At 71.2% G+C, this 19,908-nt stretch carries 21 protein-coding genes; 16 read left to right on the top strand and 5 right to left on the bottom strand.

What is annotated here, in order from left to right:
* Positions 1–165: 165 nt before the first annotated feature.
* Positions 166–612 (top strand): PA2779 family protein, encoded by a 447-nt coding sequence (locus tag Q8X39_RS08345; RefSeq protein ID WP_305749184.1) that lies wholly within the window; start codon positions 166–168, stop codon positions 610–612.
* 5 nt (positions 613–617) lie between these two features.
* The gene (locus tag Q8X39_RS08340; protein ID WP_305749183.1) at positions 618–1,667 is read left to right on the top strand and encodes a PA2778 family cysteine peptidase; all 1,050 of its coding nucleotides are present in this window, start codon (positions 618–620) and stop codon (positions 1,665–1,667) included.
* Positions 1,668–1,680: 13 nt separating this feature from the next.
* Here the strand turns inward: Q8X39_RS08340 and Q8X39_RS08335 are convergent, their stop codons facing one another.
* Complete coding sequence (locus Q8X39_RS08335; RefSeq protein ID WP_305749182.1) at positions 1,681–2,112, bottom strand: DUF1841 family protein; 432 nt, start codon at positions 2,110–2,112, stop codon at positions 1,681–1,683.
* Between the two features lie 76 nt (positions 2,113–2,188).
* Between Q8X39_RS08335 and Q8X39_RS08330 the strand changes: the two genes are divergently transcribed.
* From Q8X39_RS08330 to Q8X39_RS08310, 5 genes are all read left to right on the top strand, one after another.
* The gene (locus Q8X39_RS08330; RefSeq protein ID WP_305749181.1) at positions 2,189–2,788 is read left to right on the top strand and encodes a malonic semialdehyde reductase; all 600 of its coding nucleotides are present in this window, start codon (positions 2,189–2,191) and stop codon (positions 2,786–2,788) included.
* Between the two features lie 43 nt (positions 2,789–2,831).
* Positions 2,832–3,593 carry a sulfite exporter TauE/SafE family protein gene (locus Q8X39_RS08325; protein WP_305749180.1) on the top strand — a complete coding sequence of 254 codons (762 nt, stop codon included), beginning with the start codon at positions 2,832–2,834 and terminating at the stop codon, positions 3,591–3,593.
* A gap of 138 nt (positions 3,594–3,731) precedes the next feature.
* Entirely contained in the window at positions 3,732–4,754 is a 1,023-nt protein-coding gene (locus Q8X39_RS08320) for a Bug family tripartite tricarboxylate transporter substrate binding protein (RefSeq protein ID WP_305749179.1), read from the top strand.
* 63 nt (positions 4,755–4,817) lie between these two features.
* Entirely contained in the window at positions 4,818–5,693 is an 876-nt protein-coding gene (locus Q8X39_RS08315) for an enoyl-CoA hydratase/isomerase family protein (protein WP_305749178.1), read from the top strand.
* Between the two features lie 61 nt (positions 5,694–5,754).
* Positions 5,755–7,287, top strand: a complete 1,533-nt coding sequence (locus tag Q8X39_RS08310; protein ID WP_305749177.1) for a malonate--CoA ligase — start codon at positions 5,755–5,757, stop codon at positions 7,285–7,287.
* 22 nt (positions 7,288–7,309) lie between these two features.
* Here Q8X39_RS08310 and Q8X39_RS08305 read toward each other — a convergent pair whose 3' ends face one another.
* The 4 genes from Q8X39_RS08305 to kefF all read right to left on the bottom strand — a co-directional run bounded on the left by Q8X39_RS08305 (position 7,310) and on the right by kefF (position 11,274).
* Positions 7,310–8,251: an SPFH domain-containing protein gene (locus Q8X39_RS08305; protein ID WP_305749176.1), complete on the bottom strand. Its 942-nt coding sequence runs from the start codon at positions 8,249–8,251 to the stop codon at positions 7,310–7,312.
* Positions 8,252–8,290: 39 nt separating this feature from the next.
* Positions 8,291–8,722 (bottom strand): NfeD family protein, encoded by a 432-nt coding sequence (locus Q8X39_RS08300; RefSeq protein ID WP_305749175.1) that lies wholly within the window; start codon positions 8,720–8,722, stop codon positions 8,291–8,293.
* Positions 8,723–8,797: 75 nt separating this feature from the next.
* On the bottom strand, positions 8,798–10,612 hold the full coding sequence (gene kefC / locus Q8X39_RS08295) for a glutathione-regulated potassium-efflux system protein KefC (RefSeq protein ID WP_305749174.1): 1,815 nt from the start codon (positions 10,610–10,612) through the stop codon (positions 8,798–8,800).
* Positions 10,609–11,274: a glutathione-regulated potassium-efflux system oxidoreductase KefF gene (gene kefF, locus Q8X39_RS08290; protein ID WP_407067990.1), complete on the bottom strand. Its 666-nt coding sequence runs from the start codon at positions 11,272–11,274 to the stop codon at positions 10,609–10,611. The genes kefC and kefF overlap by 4 nt, the downstream gene beginning before the upstream one ends.
* Positions 11,275–11,362: 88 nt before the next feature.
* Here kefF and Q8X39_RS08285 point away from each other — a divergent pair, with 88 nt between their 5' ends.
* From Q8X39_RS08285 to pstC, 9 genes are all read left to right on the top strand, one after another.
* A complete protein-coding gene (locus Q8X39_RS08285; protein ID WP_305749173.1) occupies positions 11,363–12,034 on the top strand; it encodes a ParA family protein in 672 nt (223 codons plus the stop codon).
* A 112-nt stretch (positions 12,035–12,146) separates the two neighbouring features.
* Positions 12,147–13,112 carry a response regulator gene (locus Q8X39_RS08280; protein ID WP_305749172.1) on the top strand — a complete coding sequence of 322 codons (966 nt, stop codon included), beginning with the start codon at positions 12,147–12,149 and terminating at the stop codon, positions 13,110–13,112.
* A 31-nt stretch (positions 13,113–13,143) separates the two neighbouring features.
* Positions 13,144–13,887 (top strand): sensor histidine kinase, encoded by a 744-nt coding sequence (locus tag Q8X39_RS08275; protein WP_305749171.1) that lies wholly within the window; start codon positions 13,144–13,146, stop codon positions 13,885–13,887.
* Between the two features lie 51 nt (positions 13,888–13,938).
* The gene (locus tag Q8X39_RS08270) at positions 13,939–14,871 is read left to right on the top strand and encodes a branched-chain amino acid transaminase (RefSeq protein ID WP_305749170.1); all 933 of its coding nucleotides are present in this window, start codon (positions 13,939–13,941) and stop codon (positions 14,869–14,871) included.
* A gap of 49 nt (positions 14,872–14,920) precedes the next feature.
* Complete coding sequence (locus Q8X39_RS08265; RefSeq protein WP_305749169.1) at positions 14,921–15,127, top strand: zinc-finger domain-containing protein; 207 nt, start codon at positions 14,921–14,923, stop codon at positions 15,125–15,127.
* Between the two features lie 154 nt (positions 15,128–15,281).
* Positions 15,282–16,064: a dihydropteroate synthase gene (gene folP, locus Q8X39_RS08260; protein ID WP_305749300.1), complete on the top strand. Its 783-nt coding sequence runs from the start codon at positions 15,282–15,284 to the stop codon at positions 16,062–16,064.
* Positions 16,065–16,175: 111 nt separating this feature from the next.
* Positions 16,176–17,510, top strand: coding sequence for a phosphoglucosamine mutase (glmM, locus tag Q8X39_RS08255; RefSeq protein ID WP_305749168.1), 1,335 nt, complete (start codon positions 16,176–16,178; stop codon positions 17,508–17,510).
* A gap of 228 nt (positions 17,511–17,738) precedes the next feature.
* Positions 17,739–18,788 carry a phosphate ABC transporter substrate-binding protein PstS gene (pstS, locus tag Q8X39_RS08250; RefSeq protein WP_305749167.1) on the top strand — a complete coding sequence of 350 codons (1,050 nt, stop codon included), beginning with the start codon at positions 17,739–17,741 and terminating at the stop codon, positions 18,786–18,788.
* A 141-nt stretch (positions 18,789–18,929) separates the two neighbouring features.
* A complete protein-coding gene (pstC, locus tag Q8X39_RS08245) occupies positions 18,930–19,907 on the top strand; it encodes a phosphate ABC transporter permease subunit PstC (RefSeq protein WP_407067982.1) in 978 nt (325 codons plus the stop codon).
* Position 19,908 lies beyond the last annotated feature (1 nt).

Genomic DNA, 19,908 nt, shown 5'->3' with positions numbered 1-19,908 from the left:
GCACCGCGGGGCGCACGGCGCACGGAGCGTGGCGGTCGCTGCACCGTGCATTTCGTCACGCACCGCCCTGCCGCTGCGGTAGATTCGTCGCCGTCGCCCGCCTGGGTTTCTTGCCGGCGGGCGCGCCCCATCGAACCAGAACCTTCACTCGCCCGGAGTCTCGCCATGACCGCTGCCCGCCGCTCGCCCGTCTCGTCCCGTGCAACCCCCGCAGCCATCGCCCGCCGCAGGCTGGCCGGCCTGCTGGCCGTGAGCCTGTCCTTCGGCGGCATCGTCGGCAACGCCCAGGCCGGCATGGTCGATGCCGAGTCGCTGGCCCGTGCCGAGGCCCAGGCCGGCCTGAGCCCGGCGCAGCGCCAGCTGCTGGCGGCGGTCGACCGGGCCGAGGTCGCGCAGGCGCTGGTCGCGCGCGGCGTCGACCCGGCCCAGGCCCGGCTGCGCATCGCCGCGCTAAGCGACGAGCAGGCCCAGGCGCTGGCCGCCGAGATGGACCGTGCGCCGGCCGGTGCCGATGGCGTGCTCGACACGCTGGTCTTCATCTTCCTGGTGCTGCTGGTCACCGACATCCTCGGCTTCACCAAGGTGTTCCCGTTCACGCGCTCGATCCGCTGAGGTCGATGAGGACCCGTCCGGCCCGCCGGGCTGCGGCGCTCGCGTTCGTGCTCTCGCTCTCGCTGTCGACCGGCCTGCTGACGGGCTGCGCCAGCCTCTACCCGCCGCCGCAGACCGAGGCGCTGGTCGCGGCCCAGCGCAGCGACGGACATCCGGCCGACCGACCGCTGCGCACCGAGCTGTCGGCCGTGCCCTTCTTCCCGCCGACCGATGCGGCGCAGGCGCGCCACTGCGGGCCGCTGGCGCTGGCCAGCCTGCTGGCGGTGATCGACCGTCCGGCCGATCCGGCCGCGCTGGCCTCGGCCACCTACCTGCCGGCCCGCGCCGGCAGCCTGCAGACCGAGATGCTGGCGACCGCGCGCCGCCACGGCGCCTACACCGTGGTCGGCCCGGCGACGCTTCCTGGGCTGTTCGACGAGCTGGACGCCGGCCGTCCGGTGCTGGTCCTGCTGAACCTCGGGCTGGGCGGGCCGACGTCGTGGTTTGCCCGCTGGCACTACGCGGTGCTGATCGGCCATGACCGGCAGCGCCGCGAGGTGATCCTGCGCAGCGGCGACGAGCCGGCCCAGCGCCTGCCCTGGGAGACCTTCGAATACACCTGGGCGCGCGCCGGCCACTGGTCGGCGCTGCTGCTGCGGCCCGGCGAGTTGCCGCTGGCGGCCAGCGATGAGGCGCTGGAGTCCGCCGCGCTGGATCTCGACCGCGTCGCCGCCGCGCCCGACGCGCTGGCGGTCTGGCTGCGTCTGGCGCAGCGCGAGCCGCTGCGGCCGGTGGTGGCGCTGGGCGCGGCCAACCGGCTGGTCGCGGCGGCCCGCCTGGACGAGGCGGCTGCGCTGCTGGTCCGCGCGGCCGGGCAGCGTCCGCAGGCCGCGCTGTACAACAACCTGGCGCATGTCCAGGCCCTGCGCGGCCAGCCGGCCGAGGCCCGGGCCGCGCTGGCTCAGGCGCTGAGCCTGGCCCGCCAGGATGCCGAGGCCGGCGAGCCTCGCTGGCTGGCCGTGGTGCGCGAGAGCGCGCTCGAACTCGGCCAGGCCGACCTGCTCGGTCCGCCCTGAACCGGTTTCGTGCTCAGCGCGTCGCGCGCCGCCGCACCGCATCCAGGTAGGCATGCGGATCGGGCGGCTGGCCGCTGCGCTGCGACTGCCACAGCATCTCGCCCAGGCAGTCCATCACCTCGTGATGGGCCGGGTGCAGGTCGGCGCGTTTCGCCGCCAGCAGCTCGACCGCTTGGCGGATGCCGCGCGGCTGGTCGATCGAGCACTGCTCGCTGATCGACAGGTGCATGGACAGGTGCAGGAAGGGGTTGGTGCGGCCGTCGTCGACGGTGTAGACGGCGGCCAGCGCGGCCGCCTCGTCGGCCAGGTCGGCGTGGTACTCCGGGTGGTGGGCGATCCATTCGGCGGCCAGCGTCTCCATCGGCGACAGGGGCTCGCCTTGCTGGTGCTTGCGCCAGGTGGTGCAGAAGAATCGGCGGACGTCGTGCTGGCTGGGGGCGAACATCCGAGAATTGTGCAGTGCACCGGCCGCGCATCCCGCGCGGTGGGCCGAGCCACCCCTCTTCCCCGCCCTGACACCCATGTCCCTCGACACCCCGCTCGACGACGCCACGCTGGCCCGCCTCTACACCGATGCCCGCACCCACGGCACCTGGCAGGACCATCCGGTCAGCGAGGCCCAGCTGCGCCAGCTCTACGAACTGACCCGGTGGGGCCCGACGGCGATGAACTTCTCGCCGCTGCGCGTGCGCTACATCCAGAGCCCCGAAGCCCGCGCGCGCCTGCTGCCGCTGATGGCCGAGGGCAACCGCGCCAAGACCGGCCTGGCACCGGCCGTGGCCATCCTGGCCCGCGACGTCGACTTCCACCAGCACCTGCCGACGCTGGCGCCGCACCGCGAAGGCCTGCGCGAGCAGCTCGCCGACAAGCTGGCGATGCGCGAGGGCGCCTCGTCGCTGAATGCCGCGCTGCAGATCGGCTACTTCATCCTGGCGGTGCGTTCGCTGGGCCTGGACGCCGGCCCGATGGGCGGCTTCGACGCGGCCGGCGTGGACGCCGAGTTCTTCGCCGGCACCGGCCTGAAGTCGATGGTGGTCTGCAACATTGGCCACGGCGACCCGGCCGCGCTGCGCCCGCGTGCGCCGCGCCTGGACTTCGACACCGCGTGCGCGATCCTGTGAACGCCGTCCGTTCGGGCGCAGGGACGGGCCGGGAAGCCCAGGCATGACCGGCGTCATCTCCGACCCGTTCTTCTGGTGGGTGGCGCTGCCGGCGGTGCTGCTGCTGGGGCTGTCGAAGTCTGGCTTCGCCTCGGGCCTGGGCTCGCTGGCGACGCCCCTGCTGGCGCTGGCGATGCCGGTGCCGCAGGCCGCGGCGGTGATGCTGCCGCTGCTGGCGGTGGCCGACGCGATGGCGCTGTGGAGCCTGCGCCGCACGCCCGACTGGTCGGTCCTGAAGCAGCTGCTGCCGGCTGGCCTGGCCGGCATCCTGATCGGCTGGCTGAGCTTCGGGCTGCTGCCGGGCCATGTGGTGGCGGGCATCGTCGGGGTCATCACGCTGCTGTTCCTGGCCCAGCAGCTGTTGTGGCCGCCACGGGCCGACGGGCCGCTGCCGGGCACCGCGCAGACCGGGACCCTGGCGCTGCTGTCGGGCTACACCAGCTTCGTGGCCCACGGCGGCGGTCCGCCGATGGCGATGGCGCTGCTGCCGCGTCGCATGGAGCCGCTGGCCTACGCCGGCACGTCCGCCGTGTTCTTCGCCACCGTCAACCTGGCCAAGTGGGTGCCCTACGGCCTCCTGGGCCTGTTCGACGCCCGCAACCTCGCCACCTCGGCGGTGCTGGTACCGGTCGCGGCGGGTGGCGTGGTGCTGGGCGTGTGGGCCGCCCGGCGGGTGTCGACGCGCTGGTTCTACCGGCTGGTGCAGGTCGGCATGCTGCTGACCGGCCTGAAGCTGCTGATGGACGGGCTCTGGCCGCACGGCTGATCGCTTCGGCTGATCGCTTCGGCCGGTCCCGGCGGGCACCGCGTCGACAGACAGAGTGACGCGCGCGGTGGCGGGTGAGCCCGGATGGGCAGGCGCCGGCTGGCTTCCTACATTGCGCGGACCGTTTCAGGAGCCGCCATGCACGAATCCCGCCCCCGCCTGACCCCCATCCCCACGCGCCGCGCCGACTGGCATCGGCTGCTGGTCACGGCCGGCCTGGGACTTTTCGCGGCGCTCGCGTCCAGCGGCGCCCACGCCCAGGCCTGGCCGGCCCGTCCGGTCACCTGGGTCGTGCCTTTCCCGGCTGGCGGCGGCACCGATGCCTTCGCCCGGCCGCTGACCGCGCAGCTCACGAAACAGCTGGGCATGCAGGTCATCATCGACAACAAGGGCGGGGCCGGCGGCAACGTCGGTGCGACGCTCGCCGCCAAGGCCGCACCGGACGGCTACACCTGGTTCATGGGCGCGGTGCACCACGCCATCGCCCCGGCCATGTACCCGAAGCTGGACTACAGGCTGCAGGACGACTTCGTGCCCGTGGCGCTGCTGGCCAGCGTGCCGCAGGTCATCGTCGTCAACCCGCAGAAGGTGGCGGCGACCAACCTGGCCGACTTCCTCAAGGAAGCGCGCAGCAAGCCCGGCAAGCTCAACTACGGCTCGGCCGGCAACGGCACCTCGCACCACCTCGCCGGCGAGCTGTTCAAGCTGCAGACGCGCACCTTCATCACCCACATTCCCTACCGCGGCGCCGGCCCGGCCCTGCAGGACCTGATGGCCGGCCAGGTCGACGTCATGTTCGACGGCCTGGGCTCGTCGGCGGCGCACATCAAGGGCGGCCGCATCAAGGCGCTGGCGGTTGCCGGCAGCCAGCGCGCACCCGGCTTCCCGGACGTGCCGACCGCCGCCGAGGCCGGCGTGCCGACCTACCAGGTCGCCACCTGGTACGGCCTGTGGGCGCCCAAGGGCACGCCGCCCGAGGCGATCGCCCGCATGACCGAGGAGCTGCGCAAGGCCTACGCCACGCCGGAGATCAAGGCGGTCTGGAACGGCCTGGGCGCCGAACTGCCCAACCAGTACGGCAAGGCCTACGGCGACTTCGTGGCCAGCGAGATCAAGCGCTGGGCCGACGTCGCGCGTGCCTCGGGCGCCAAGCTGGACTGACGTTGCCGGGCGCTGGCCGGCCGCGATACTGGTGAGCCGTCGATGCGCCAGGAGATCGCCCGCATGTCCGTCCCGCCCGCTCGCCCTTCCACTCCGGCTTCCACGCCTGGTGCCACCCCGGCTGCCACGCCGGCCGCCACCGTTGCCCCCACCGCCGAGGTCCGCCTCGAAGCGCATGCCAGCCTGCCCGACGTGGCTGTGCTGACCCTGTCCCACCCCGGCAAGCTCAACGCGATGAGCGTGGCGATGTGGCAGCAGCTGCGCCGGCACGTCGACGGCCTGGCCGAGCGCGAGCCCGGCCTGCGCTGCCTGATCGTGCGCGGCGAGGGCGGCACCTTCGTCTCCGGCGGCGACATCGAGGAGTTCCCGGCCTTCCGCTTCGACCCGGCGCGCCTGCGCCACTTCCACGAGGAGATCGTCGGCCCGGCGCTCGATGCGCTCTACCGCTGCGACATCCCGCTGGTGGCGCAGATCGAGCGCGCCTGCGTCGGCGGCGGGCTGGAGATCGCCTGCCAGTGCGACCTGCGCATCGCCGGCGCCAGTGCCCGTTTCGGCGCGCCGATTGCCCGGCTCGGCTTCCCGATGGCGCCCGACGAGATGGCGGGCGTGGTGCGCGTGGCCGGCCTGGCGACCGCCGCCGAGATCCTGCTGGAGGCCCGATTGCTCGACGCCAGCACGGCCCGCCAGCGCGGCCTGGTGCACCGCGTCGTCGCCGACGAGCAGGTGGCCGACGAGGCCGCCGCGACGGCGCAGCGCATCGCCGCCGGTGCCCCGCTGGCCGCTCGCCTGAACAAGCGCACGCTGCGCCTGGTCGCCGCCCAGTTCACCTTCACCGAGGCGCAGCGCGCTGCGCTGGCCGAATACGCCAGCGGCCCCGACCACCGCGAGGGCATCCACGCCTTCATCGAGAAGCGCACGCCGCGCTTCCAGGGCGCCTGAGCCCGCCGCATCCTCCGACCGTCCCTGCACCGTCCCCACACCGACCCGACACCGACCCGACATGACCGCCAACGCCAACCTGTTCGCCGCCCTGCGTGCCGCCTTCCCGGACGACCTCGACGCCGCCGCGATCGAGACCGACACCGGCCTGGTCTACAGCTGGCGCGACCTCGAGCGCGCCAGCGCGATGCTGGCCAACCTGCTCGCCTCGCTGGACATCCCCGCTGGCAGCCGCGTCGCCGCGCACACCGAGAAGTCGGTCGAGGCGCTGTTGCTCTACCTCGCCACGCTGCGCGCCGGCCTCGTCTACCTGCCGCTGAACACGGCCTACCAGCAGGCCGAACTGGCCTATTTCATCGGCAATGCCGAGCCGGCGGTGGTGGTCTGCGCATCAAGGAACTTCCCCTGGCTCAGCAAGCTGGCCTTCCAGAGCGGCGTGGCCCACGTCTTCACGCTCGACGATGACCGCACCGGCACGCTGCTCGAACGCGCCAGCCACTTCAGCGACCGCCACGAGATCGCCGTGCGCGGGGCGGACGACCTCGCCGCCATCCTCTACACCAGCGGAACGACCGGGCGCAGCAAGGGCGCGATGCTCAGCCACGGCAACCTGCTGTCGAACGCGCAGGTGCTCAAGGACTTCTGGGACTGGCAGCCGGGCGACGTGCTGATCCACGCGCTGCCGATCTTCCACGTCCACGGCCTGTTCGTGGCCAGCCACGGCGCGCTGCTCAACGGCAGCAAGATGCTGTGGCTGGGCAAGTTCGACCCGCGCGCGGTGATCGAGCGCCTGCCGCGCGCCACCGTGTTCATGGGCGTGCCCACGCTCTACGTCCGCTTGCTGCAGGAAGGCGGCCTGACGCGCGCAGCCTGTGCCCGCATGCGGCTGTTCATCTCGGGATCGGCGCCCCTGCTGATCGAGACCTTCCGCGACTGGCAGGACCGCACCGGCCACGTCATCCTGGAACGCTACGGCATGAGCGAGACCGTCATGCTGACGTCCAACCCCTGCCGCGCCGGCGATGGCCAGCGGGTCGGCGGCACCGTCGGTCCGGCCCTGCCGGGCGTGGGCGTGCGGGTGGTCGACGATGGCGGGGCCCGGCTGCCGGCCGGCGAGATCGGGCATGTGCAGGTGCGCGGCCCGAACGTGTTCGGCGGCTACTGGCGCATGCCGGAGAAGACCGCCGAGGAGTTCACCGCCGACGGCTGGTTCCGCACCGGCGACGTCGGCCGCCTCGATGCGCAGGGCTACCTGACCATCGTCGGCCGCAGCAAGGACCTGATCATCAGCGGCGGCTACAACGTCTACCCGGCCGAGATCGAGGGCTACCTCAACGACATGGCCGGCGTGGCCGAGTCGGCCGTGATCGGCGTGCCGCACCCGGACTTCGGCGAGGGCGTCGTCGCGGTCATCGTCCCCAAGCCCGGCGTGGCGCTGGATGCCGAGGCGCTGGTGGCGACGCTGAAGTCGCAGATCGCCAACTACAAGGTCCCCAAGCGGGCCTTCGTCGTCGCGGACCTGCCGCGCAACGCCATGGGCAAGGTGCAGAAGAACCTGCTGCGCGAGCAGCACCAGGGGCTGTTCACGCGCTGAGGCGGGGCCAGGCGCGGGCGGTTCAGGCCTGGTGGACGGTGCCCGTGCCGGAGCCGGTGCCGCCCTGCCTGAACAGCGCCATGGCGGTGCCGATCAGCCCGGCGACCTCGCCCATGTGGCCCGGCACGATCATGGTGTTGTTGGTCTTCGCCAGCTGGCCGTAGGCGTCGACCGCCTTCTCGGCGACCTTGAGCTGCACCGCCTGCGTGCCGCCGGGTTGCTCGATGGCTGCGGCGATCTTGCGGATCGCGTCGGCCGTGGCATCGGCCACGGCGGTGATCGCGGCGGCCTCGCCGAGCGCCTTGTTGATCTCGGCCTGCTTGGCGCCTTCGGAGCGCGCGATGTAGGCCTCGCGCTCGCCGGTGGCGATGTTGATCTGCTCCTGGCGGCGGCCTTCGGAGGCCGCGATCAGCGCGCGCTTCTCGCGTTCGGCGGTGATCTGGGCCTGCATCGAGCGCAGGATCTCGGCCGGCGGCGTCAGGTCCTTGATCTCGTAGCGCAGCACCTTGACGCCCCAGTTCAGCGCCGCCTCGTCCAGCGCCGAGACGACCGCCGCGTTGATCAGCTCGCGCTCCTCGAAGGTCTTGTCCAGCTCCATCTTGCCGATCACGCTGCGCAGCGTGGTCTGCGCCAGCTGGGTGATCGCCATGACGTAGTTGCTGCTGCCGTAGCTGGCGAGCTTGGCGTCGGTGACCTGGAAATAGATGATCCCGTCGACCTGAAGCTGGGTGTTGTCGCGCGTGATGCAGACCTGGCTGGGAACGTCCAGCGGGATCTCCTTGAGCGAGTGTGCATAGGCCACCCGGTCGACGAAGGGGATGACGAAGTTCAGGCCCGGCGTGAGCGTGGCGTGGTAGCGGCCGAGCCGCTCGACCACGATGGCGTGCTGCTGCGGCACGACCTTGATCGTGCGCACCACGAAGATGGCCGCGATGACCAGCAGGACGAGGGCGATGGTTTCCATGAGCGTTCCTGGTTCGGTGAGCCTGTCCGTCGGGCCGCCTCAGCGGCCGACGACGAAGCGGTTGCCGCGCAGCGCGCGGATGGTGTAGGTGCCTGGGCCGGGCGGTGGCTCATGTGGTGAGCCTGCCCAGACGGCGGTCCAGTCGGCCCCGCGGTGGTGGATGCGGGCGCAGCCCTCGGCGTCCCAGGCGCTGACGTGGACGGTCTCGCCGATGTCGAGGTTCAGGCCCGGATCGGCGGTGGCCGCCGGCCCGGCCGGCTCGCGGCTGCGTCGCCAGGTCCACAGCGCGACCGCGCCGGCGCCGACCACGGCGGCGGCCACGACCTGTCCGGACGTCGCCAGCCCGGCATGGGCCGCGATGGCACCCGCGGCCAGGCCGATCGCGATCATCAGCAGGTAGAAGGTGCCGCTGGCGAGTTCGGCCGCGATGGCCAGCGCGGCAGCGATCCACCAGAGGTGAGCGTCTTGCATGTCAGGTTCTCCCGTGGGCCCGGTCGGGTCAGTGTAGGTTTCGTCCCGGTTGCCCCGTGCGAGCGCTGGCCGCCGTCATTCTTCCCAGGTGCCGCGCCTGGGCCGCTCACGCGCGGCGCGCTCCTGGGCGAACAGTTCTTCAAGCTGCGCGCTGCCCTGCTTGGCCAGCGCGACCAGCTCGTCTCGGTCGGCACGGTGCGGCCAGCTGCGTTCGACCATGGCCTTGTTGAAGCGCCGGAAGCGGGTCGCCAGCTGCCAGGCATGGTGCGGCTGGTGGCCCATCAGTTCGAGCACGCTGCGGCCGCTGGCCAGGGCCGACTCGAAGGTCTCGCGCTCGATGCGCTCGACGCCCAGCTCGCGCAGGCGGAAATGGTGTTGCACGTTGCGGGCCCGCACGACCAGCTGGGCCTGCTTGAAATGGGTCTGCACCAGCTCGACGATCTTCAGGCTCTGCTCGACGTCGTCGACCGCAACGACGATCGCGCGGGCCTCGGCCGCACCGGCCTTGCGCAGCAGGTCCAGGCGGGTGGCGTCGCCGTAGTAGGTGCGAAAGCCGAAGCGCCGCATCACCTCGACCTGTTCCGGGTCGTGGTCCAGCAGCGTGGCCTTCAGGCCGCTGGCGTAGAGCAGGCGGCCGACGATCTGGCCGTAGCGGCCGTAGCCGCAGACGATCACCGGCGCCTCGGCCGGCTCGTCGTCCAGCTGGTGCGCATGCCCGTTGATCGCGCTGGCCTTGGGCGCCGGCAGCCAGCGGTCCAGCGCCACCAGCACCAGCGGCGAGACCAGCATCGACAGCGCCACCGCGCCGACCAGCAGCGAGGCCGTCGCCGCATCGAACACGCCCGCGCCGGCGGCCTGCTGGAAGACCACGAAGGCGAACTCGCCGCCTTGCGCCAGCAGCAGCACCCAGACCGGCCGCTCGCCGCGCGCGATGCCCATGGCGCGGGCCAGCACGACCAGCGCGACGGTCTTGACCAGCAGGAAGCCCAGCAGCAGCCCGGCGACGACCCACGGGTGGGCCCGCAGCACCGCGAAGTCGATGCTCATGCCCACGGCCATGAAGAACAGGCCCAGCAGCAGGCCCTTGAACGGCTCGACGTCGGTCTCCAGCGCGCGCTTGTATTCGCTTTCGGCGAGCAGCACGCCGCCGAGGAAGGCGCCCAGCGCCATCGACAGGTCGACCGCCTGCATCAGCGCGGCGATGCCGACGACCAGGCCGAGCGAGGCGGCCGTGAAGATCTCCGGCGTGCGGCTGCTGGCGACCCAGCGCAGGCCATGGCGCAGCAGCAGCCGGCCGCCCAGCACGATGGCAGCGACCACACCGAGCGCCTTGCCGGCCTCGAGCCACGGGTTGCCGGCCGCCGCCTGGCCACTGCCCAGCAGCGGCAGCAGGGCCAGGATGGGAATGGCCGCGACGTCCTGGAACAGCAGGATCGCGAAGGCCGACTGGCCGGCTGGCGCGGCGAGCAGGTTGCGCTCCTGCAGCACCTGCAGGGCCACCGCCGTCGACGACAGCGCCAGGCCCAGCGCGCCGACCAGCGCCCAGCGCCACGGCACGCCCAGCAGCAGCGCGACACCGGTGAGCGCCGCCGCGCAGCCGATCACCTGCGCGCCGCCCCAGCCGAAGATCGGCCGGCGCAGCGACCAGAGCCGGCGCGGCTCCAGTTCGAGTCCGACCAGGAAGAGCATCAGCACGACGCCGAACTCGGCCACGTGCAGGACGGTCTGCGGATCGCCGATCAGGCCCAGGCCGGACGGCCCGATCGCGATGCCCGCGATCAGGTAGCCGATGATGGCGCCCAGGCCCAGCGCTCGGGCCAGCGGCACGCCCACGACGGCGGCGGCGAAGAAGACCAGGCTGGTCAGCAGCCAGTTGCCGTGGCCGTTCATGACAGGGCTCCGATGTCTGCCTCGCGCGGGCGGTCCTGGTCGGGTGGGACGCAGGCCTCGCAGGCCGGCAGTTCGTCCAGCTCGGGCCAGGCGGGGTAGCTGGCCAGGCGCTGCGCGAACAGCGCGGCATGGGCGTCGATCGCGGCATCGCTCGCGCCGTGTGCGCCGTGCAGCACCAGTGGCGGCAGGAAGCGCAGCCCGCACAGCGCCGCGGTCTGTTCGTAGGGCGGCAGGAAGGCGTCGAAGAAGTGGCGGTTGTAGCCGCTCGGGTGGTAGGCCTCCTCGCGCCCGCCGGTCGAGCAGGCCAGCCACAGGTCCTTGCCGCGCAGCGCGTCGCCGCCGCGGCCGTAGGCCCAGCCCAGCGTGAGCACCTCGTCGATCCACAGCTTCATCAGCGCGGGCGGTGCGTACCACTGGATCGGGTGCAGCCAGACGACCAGGTCGGCGCGGGCCAGCGCGGCCTGCTCGGCGCCAACGTCCATCGCGTAGTCGGGGTAGAGCGCGTAGAGATCGCGCAGCTCGACGGCGTCCGGGCCGAGCAACCCGGCCGCGTCGGCCAGGCGCCGGCTGACGCGCGAGCGGTGCAGGTCCGGATGGGCCAGCAGCACCAGGCGGCGCAGCGGTTGGCTGGGGGCCGGCGCGGGCGTGGCGGCGGCGCGGATCGGGGTCGGGTCGGTTGGCTTCACGTCGGTAACATAGCCCAAGATCCGGCGGCCATGCGGCGCTGCCGTCACGAGGAGGAGCGCGGCGATGAGCGTGTACGTGGTGGCGAACCCGAAGGGCGGGGTCGGCAAGTCGACCCTGGCGACCAACCTGGCGGGCTACCTGGCCCGCCGCGAGGCCGATCGGGCGGCGGCCTCCGGGCTGATCGATGAACGGCAGCCGGTCGTGCTGGCCGATGTCGATCGGCAGGAGTCCGGCGCGCTGTGGCTGTCGCTGCGTCCGCCCGAGCTGCCGGCCATCGGCCTGTGGACCACCGATGCGGACGATCTCGGCAAGCTCCCCAAGGGTGCCCGCCATGCGGTCATCGACACGCCCGCCGGGCTGCAGGGCAAGCGGCTGGATGCGGTGATGAAGGCCGCCGACGCGATCGTCGTGCCGCTGCAGGCCAGCGTCTTCGACATCTACGCCACGCGCGAATTCATCGACGAGCTGCGCCAGCGCCGCAAGCATGCCGAGGTGCCGATCGCGGTCATCGGCAACCGCGTGCGCGAGCACACCCATGCGGCCGAACAGCTCGAACAGTTCCTGGCCCACCTGAACGAGCAGATCCGCGTGCCGGTGCTGGGCCTGCTGCGCGACACCCACAACTACGTCCACCTGGCCGCACAGGGCTCCAGCCTGTGGGACGTCGCACCCGGCCGGGTCGCCCGTGACCTGGCGCAATGGGCCGCGCTGACCGACTGGGTCGACCGGCACTGATTCAGCCGGGCTGGCGCTTCGGCAGGGGTCTCGCAATCCCCTCGAAGGGGGAAGCCCCCTTCCGGTGGATCCCTAAACTGGCGGCCCCGCTGCTGCGCCACCGATGCCCGCCATGAAGGTCTTGATGATCGACGACCACCCGCTGATCCTGGCGGCGATGCAGAACGTCGTGCGCGGCCTGGGCGAGCAGGTGAGGGTGGTCGGTGCCGAGACGGTCGACGAGGCCCGCAACCTGCTGCATGGGCGCCATGAGTTCGACCTCGTGCTGCTGGACCTGTTTCTCGGCGCGCACGACGGCTACGACTTCCTGGTCGAGCTGCGCGCGGCCCATCCGACGCTGCCGGTGGTGGTGGTGTCGGCATCCGAGGATCCGGCCGACCTGGACCGCTGCATCGACGGCGGCGCGATGGGTTTCGTGCCGAAGCGGGCCACCAACGAGATGCTGTTCGAGGCCCTGCTGCTGGTCATGTCCGGCGGCGTCTTCGTGCCGGAGATGTTCAGCGGCGCCGGTGGCCTCGGGCCCTCGCTGGCCGCCTTCCCGGTCGCGCCTGTCGCCCCGGAGGTCGAGGCGGACCCGGCGACAGCGGTCGACGGCCGCTCGCCACAGGACGGTGTGCTCGGCGCCAGGCTGGGGCCTGTCGCACCGAGCGCCGGACCGGATGAGCCGTCCGTCGTGACGTCGGCCAGCCTGCTGCGCGCCAGCCCGGCGCTGGCCGGTGGCGCATCGCCAGGGGTTTCGACGGGTGTGTCGCCGGGTGTGTCGCCGGGTGTCTCGCCAGGCGTGCCGGTGCTGGTCAGCCTGGGTGCGATGTCCGGCCGGGTCGCCGCGCGTGAGGCGCTGATCAGCCCGACCACGCTGGAGTCGCTGGGGCTGACGCCACGCCAGTCCGAGGTGCTGGCGCTGCTGCTCGAAGGCAAGCCCAACAAGACGATTGCCCGCGAGATGGGCCTGTCGGTCGAGACGATCAAGGACCATGTCGCGGCGGTGCTGCGCTGCCTGGGCGTCAGCTCGCGGACCCAGGCGGTGATCGCGGTGCGGCATCAGCTCGGCCCCGACGTGGCGTCGACGCGCGGTTGACCCCCCGATGACCCCACCGATGACCCCCCGGATGCCACGCCCGACCCTGACCGCAGCGGCTGCGGCCGACGCCATCACGCCGGCCCGCGCCCAGGAACTGGTGCGGGCGGTCGCCGCTGCCAGCCACGACCTGCGCCAGCCCATGCACGCGATCGGCCTGCTGGTGCATGCGCTGCGGGCCCGGCCGCTGGACGGGACCAGCGCCGGCATCGTCGGCCAGCTGGGCGCGACGCTGGCGGCGCTGGAACACCAGATCGACGACCTGCTCGACTACAGCCGCGGCGCGACCGGCGCGCTGCAGGCGCAAAGCGTGCCGCTGCGACTGGGCGAGCTCTACCAGCGCCTGCAGCCGGTCCTGCAGCCGATGGCCTTCGACCGCGGACTCGACCTGCGCTGGCGCGGCGGCCACCTGCGCGTCGAGGCCGACCCGCGCCTGCTCGAACGGGTGCTGCGCAACCTGATCGGCAACGCAGTGCGCTACACCGACGACGGCGGCGTGCTGATCAGCGCCCGGCGGCGCGGCAGCGACGTCCTGCTGCAGGTCTGGGACAGCGGCATCGGCCTGGGCGAGGACGAGATGCAGCGACTGTTCGAGCCCGGCTACCGCGGGGCGGCGGTCGTGCGCCGGCCGGGCGAGGCGCGCCGCGGCGTCGGCCTCGGCCTGAGCATCGTGCGGCAGATGGTCGAGGCCATGGGCCTGGGCCTGGCACTGCGCTCGACGCCCGGCCGAGGCAGCGTCTTCACCGTGGTGCTGCCGCTGGCCCTGGAGCCTTGAGCCGGCCTGGACGCCCGATTGCCCGCCTTACAATCGCGGCCCCGAAAGAGGATGCAACCCATGTCGATGCACGACCGAGACGGAAAGATCTGGATGGACGGCGAGATGGTGGACTGGCGCGACGCCAAGATCCACGTGCTCAGCCACACGCTGCACTACGGCTGCGGCGCCTTCGAGGGCGTGCGCGCCTACAAGACGGCCCAAGGCACGGCGATCTTCCGCCTGCACGAGCACACCGAGCGGCTGTTCAACAGCGCCAAGATCCTGCGCATGAAGATCCCGTTCTCGCAGGAGCAGGTCAGCGAGGCCCAGCGCGCCGTCGTGCGCGAGAACGGCCTGGAGAGCGGCTACATCCGCCCGCTGACGTGGATCGGCTCCGAGAAGCTCGGCGTCAGCCCGCGCGGCAACACCATCCACCTGATGGTCGCGGCCTGGACCTGGGGCGCCTACCTGGGCGAGGAAGGCCTCAAGCGCGGCATCCGCGTCAAGACCTCCAGCTACACCCGCCACCACGTCAACATCACGATGACGCAGGCCAAGGCGGTCAGCAACTACACGAACTCGATCCTGGCCAACATGGAAGCGGTCGACGAGGGCTACGACGAGGCGCTGCTGCTGGACTCGGCCGGCTTCGTCAGCGAAGGCGCGGGCGAGAACCTGTTCATCGTCAAGAACGGCGTGATCTACACGCCCGACCTGTCGGCCGGCGCGCTCAACGGCATCACCCGCAACACGATCTTCCACATCGCCCGCGACCTGGGCCTGGAGATCGTGCAGAAGCGCATCACGCGCGACGAGGTCTACATCTGCGACGAGGCCTTCTTCACCGGCACGGCTGCCGAGGTGACGCCGATCCGCGAACTCGATCGCATCGAGATCGGCATCGGCTCGCGCGGTCCGATCACCGAGAAGATCCAGTCGGCCTTCTTCGACATCGTCAACGGCCGCAACCCGAAGTACGCCGAGTGGCTGACCCTGGTCTGATCGCCTGAGCCCGTCCCTTCCCATTCTTCCGCCCCGAGCCCACGCACCCATGAGCACCCCGAATGCCGTCGTCGAAGTGGTCGCCGCCGACCTGCAAGGTCCCGGCGTCGTCGCCTGCCCGAACCCGAAGCAGGAACTCTGGAGCAACCACCCGAAGGTCTACATCGACGTGGCCAAGAACGGCGATGGCAAGTGCCCGTACTGCGGCACCGTCTACCGGCTGAAGGCCGGCGAGAAGGTTCATGGCCACCACTGAGGCGCGCCTGGCCTGACGGACACACCTTGCGGGACGGCTGAGCCGTCCCGCAGTCCTTTCGGGCCCTGTATCCATCCGCAACCTGGACGACGACACCTCCGTGACGATCTGGCAGACCACCCGGCATGACATCGACCTGAGCCGCCCGCGCGTGATGGGCATCGTCAATGTCACGCCCGATTCCTTTTCCGATGGCGGCCGTGGCGCAGCCGAGGCGCTGGCGCATGCCGAACGGCTGCTGCGCGAGGGCGCCGAGATCCTCGACATCGGCGGCGAATCGAGCCGGCCCGGCGCGCCGGCGGTCAGCGTCGAGGACGAACTCGCGCGCGTGCTGCCGGTGCTGCGCGGTGCGCTGGCGCTGGGCGTGCCGCTGTCGGTCGACACCTGCAAGCCCGAGGTGATGCGCGCGGCGCTGGACCTGGGCGCCGACATCGTCAACGACATCCGCGCGCTGCAGGAACCGGGCGCCCTGGCGCTGGTGGCCGCGCATCCGCGCTGCGGCGTCTGCCTGATGCACATGCAGGGCGAGCCACGCTCGATGCAGGCTGCGCCGCACTACCAGGACGTGGTCACCGAGGTGGCCGACTTCCTGCGCGAGCGGGCCGATGCCTGCCGCGCGGCCGGCATCGCGGCGGCGCGCCTGACGCTGGATCCGGGCATCGGCTTCGGCAAGACGGTCGAGCAGAACTTCGCGCTGCTGCCGGGCCAGCACGCGCTCCTGGCGCTGGGCTATCCGGTGCTGGCAGGCTGGTCGCGCAAGTCCTCGATCGGCGCCGTGACCGGCCGTCCGGTCGGCGAGCGGGTCCACGGCAGCGTTGCCGCCGCCTTGGCTGCGGTGCAACATGGTGCGCGGGTGATTCGTGTGCACGATGTGGCGGCAACCGTCGATGCACTGGCCGTCTGGCGGGCGGCCGGCTTGTCGCCCACCGAGGCTTGACCTAGGCTGATGAACTGACGGACAGACAGTCCGATCCCCGGGTGGCCCGCCACCCCACTTGGCGGTCCCGCCGATGGCGGCGGATGCACCGCAACGACCCAGCGAGCAGACATGAGCAGAAAGTATTTCGGCACCGACGGCATCCGCGGCGAGGTGGGTGTCTCGCCCATCACCCCCGACTTCGTCCTGCGCCTGGGCCATGCGGTCGGCCGCGTGCTGTCGGGCACGCACGAGCGCCCGGTGGTGCTCATCGGCAAGGACACGCGCATCTCCGGCTACATGCTGGAGTCGGCGCTCGAAGCCGGCCTGAACTCTGCCGGCGTCGACGTGATGCTGACCGGTCCGCTGCCGACGCCGGCCGTGGCCTACCTGACCCGTGCGCTGCGCCTGAGCCTGGGCGTGGTCATCAGCGCCTCGCACAACCCCTACATGGACAACGGCATCAAGTTCTTCTCGGCCCGTGGCGAGAAGCTGTCCGACGCCTGGGAGCTGGAGGTCGAGGCCGCCATCGACATGCCGCCGTCCTGGGCCGACTCGGCCCGCATCGGCAAGGCCCGCCGGCTGTCGGACGCGCCGGGCCGCTACATCGAGTTCTGCAAGTCGACCTTCTCGAACGAGCTCTCGCTCAAGGGCCTGAAGATCGTCGTCGACGCGGCCCACGGCGCGGCCTACCACGTCGCGCCGGACGTCTTCCACGAGCTGGGCGCCGACGTCATCCGGATCGGCTGTGAGCCCGATGGCATCAACATCAACGACGGCGTCGGCGCAACCTCGCCGCAGGCGCTGGTCGAGGCGGTGGCGCAGCACGGCGCGGACTACGGCATCGCGCTGGACGGCGACGCCGACCGGCTGCAGCTGGTCGATCGCTCCGGGCGCCTCTACAACGGCGACGAACTGCTCTACGTGATGGTGGCCGACCGCTTGGCCCAGGGCGAGCCGGTGCGCGGCGCGGTCGGCACGCTGATGACCAACATGGCCGTCGAATTGGCGCTGGGCCGTCGTGGCGTCGACTTCGTGCGCGCCAAGGTCGGCGACCGCTACGTCCTGGAAGAACTGGTGCGTCACGGCTGGCAGCTGGGCGGCGAGGGCTCCGGCCACCTCCTGGCGCTCGACAAGCACACCACCGGCGACGGCATCGTCAGCGCGTTGCAGGTGCTGCAGGCCCAGCAGCGCAACGGCCGCTCCATCGCCGAGCTGCTCGAGGGTGTCGAGCTGTTCCCGCAGACCCTCATCAACGTCCGGCTGGCCGCCGGCAGCGACTGGAAGACCAACCCGTTGCTGGCAGAGGAGCAGGCCGCGATCGGCCGCGAGCTGGGCCAGACCGGCCGGGTGCTGATCCGCGCCTCTGGCACCGAGCCGGTGCTGCGCGTCATGGTCGAGGCCCAGGACGCCGGCGTGGCCAAGGCTTGCGCCGACCGCCTGGCCGCCGCCGCCGTGGCGGCCTGAACAGCAGGCATGGCCTGAACAGCCCAGGGCAGGGCGGTCGAATGTCGATTCCGTGACATCTCGCCCTGTCCATGTGACAGCCGCGCCCCCGCACAGCCCCTGAAGCGCGACGTTTTTCCGGGCGTGAGGCGGTCTTTGTGACACCACTTGTCACATGACCGTCACGGAGCCTTTCTACATTCCCGACAGCGGTGCAGCCTGCGCCGGGATTTGAAAGGTCGATCTCCCATGAAGAACTCCGTTTGGCTCTCCAGTCTGGCTTCGGGCCTGACCGCCCTGGCCCTGTTCGGCGCTGCTGGCTCTGCCGCCGCCCAGGACGTGACCGGCGCCGGCGCGTCCTTCCCCGCCCCCGTCTACGCCAAGTGGGCCGACGCCTACAACAAGGCGACCGGTGCGCGCATCAACTACCAGTCGGTCGGTTCGGGCGCTGGCATCCGCCAGATCAAGGGCAAGACGGTCGACTTCGGCGCCTCCGATGCGCCGCTGACCGACGAGGAACTCGCCAAGGACGGCCTCGTCCAGTTCCCGACCGTGATCGGCGGCGTCGTGCCGGTGGTCAACATCAAGGGCATCCAGCCTGGCCAGATCAAGCTGACCGGCGCCGTGCTCGGCGACATCTACCTGGGCAAGATCACCCACTGGAACGACAAGGCCATCACCGACCTGAACGCCGGTGTCCCCCTGCCGGACAGCGCGATCTCGGTGGTCCGCCGCGCGGACGGCTCGGGCACCAGCTTCATCTTCACGAACTACCTGTCGAAGGTGAATGCCGAGTGGAAGGCCAAGGTCGGTGAAGGCACCGCCGTGAACTGGCCGACCGGCGCGGGCGGCAAGGGCAACGAGGGCGTGTCGGCCTTCGTGCAGCGTCTGCCGAACTCGATCGGCTACGTCGAGTACGCCTACGCCAAGCAGAACAAGATGTCCTTCGTGCTGCTGAAGAACTCGGCCGGCAACTTCGTGGCGCCTGACGACCTGAACTTCAAGGCCGCCGCCGCTGGCGCCGACTGGGCCAAGTCGTTCTACCAGGTCCTGACCGAACAGCCGGGCAAGGACAGCTGGCCGATCACGGGTGCGACCTTCATCCTGATGCACGCCAAGCAGGACAAGCCGGCCCAGGCCAGCGCCTCGCTGAAGTTCTTCGAGTGGGCCTACACCCAGGGTGACAAGATGGCCAGCGACCTCGAGTACGTTGCGCTGCCCGACGCTGTCAAGGCGCTGGTGCGCAAGCAATGGGGCGTGATCAAGGGCGCGGACGGCAGCGTCGTCGCCTACAAGTGATCCTCGGCGCGCTGCGCCGAGAACAACCCTCTACATGGCCCGGTGGGCGCAAGGCAAGATGCCGCGCCGCCGGGCCTTTCAACGTGATGTGATCCTGGAGGTCCCGTGGCAGCCACCTTGCCCGCCGAGCCCTTGCCGAACATGACCACTGACAAGACCACGACCGGTGCGCCCGCACCGCGCCCCGTCAACCGCATGCGCTGGGCCGACGGCGTGTTTGCCCTCCTGGCGCAGGGGTCCGCCTGGCTGACGCTCGCGTTGCTGGCCGGCATCCTGGGTTCGCTGGTCTTTGGCGCCATGCCGGCGATCCGTGAGTACGGCCTGTCCTTCCTGTGGACCGCTGAATGGGATCCCGTCCAGAACCGCTACGGCGGCCTGGTGATGATCTACGGCACGCTGATGACGTCGATCATCGCGCTGCTGATCGCCGTGCCGGTGAGCTTCGGCATCGCGCTGTTCCTGACCGAACTCTCGCCCGGCTGGCTCAAGCGCCCGCTGGGCATCGCCGTCGAGTTGCTTGCGGCCGTGCCGTCGATCGTCTACGGCATGTGGGGCCTGCTGATCTTCGGCCCGGTGCTGGCGACCTACGTCCAGCAGCCGCTGCAGGCGCTGACCCAGGGCGTGCCCTACCTCGGCGCGCTGTTCAGCGGTCCGCCGGTCGGCATCGGCATCTTCTCGGCCGGCGTGATCCTGGCCATCATGATCATTCCCTTCATCGCCTCGGTGATGCGCGACGTCTTCGAGGTCACGCCGCCGATGCTCAAGGAATCGGCCTACGGACTGGGCTCGACCACCTGGGAGGTCGTTTCCCGCGTCGTGCTGCCCTACACCAAGACCGGCGTGGTCGGCGGGATCATGCTGGGTCTGGGCCGCGCGCTCGGCGAGACCATGGCCGTCACCTTCGTGATCGGCAACATGAACCAGCTGAACTCGCTGTCGGTCTTCGAGGCCGCCAACAGCATCACCTCGGCGCTCGCCAACGAGTTCGCCGAGGCCGCCGAAGGCCTGCACCAGGCCTCGCTGATCTACCTGGGACTGGTCCTGTTCTTCATCACCTTCGTGGTGCTGAGCCTGTCCAAGATCCTGCTCGCGCAACTCAAGAAGGGTGAGGGCCGCTGAT

Origin of the sequence: Leptothrix discophora (assembly GCF_030705305.1) — a bacterium.
Classification (GTDB): domain Bacteria; phylum Pseudomonadota; class Gammaproteobacteria; order Burkholderiales; family Burkholderiaceae_C; genus Sphaerotilus; species Sphaerotilus discophorus.
The sequence above is the reverse complement of the archived record's forward strand: the minus strand, read 5'-3'. Positions and strand labels throughout refer to the sequence as shown.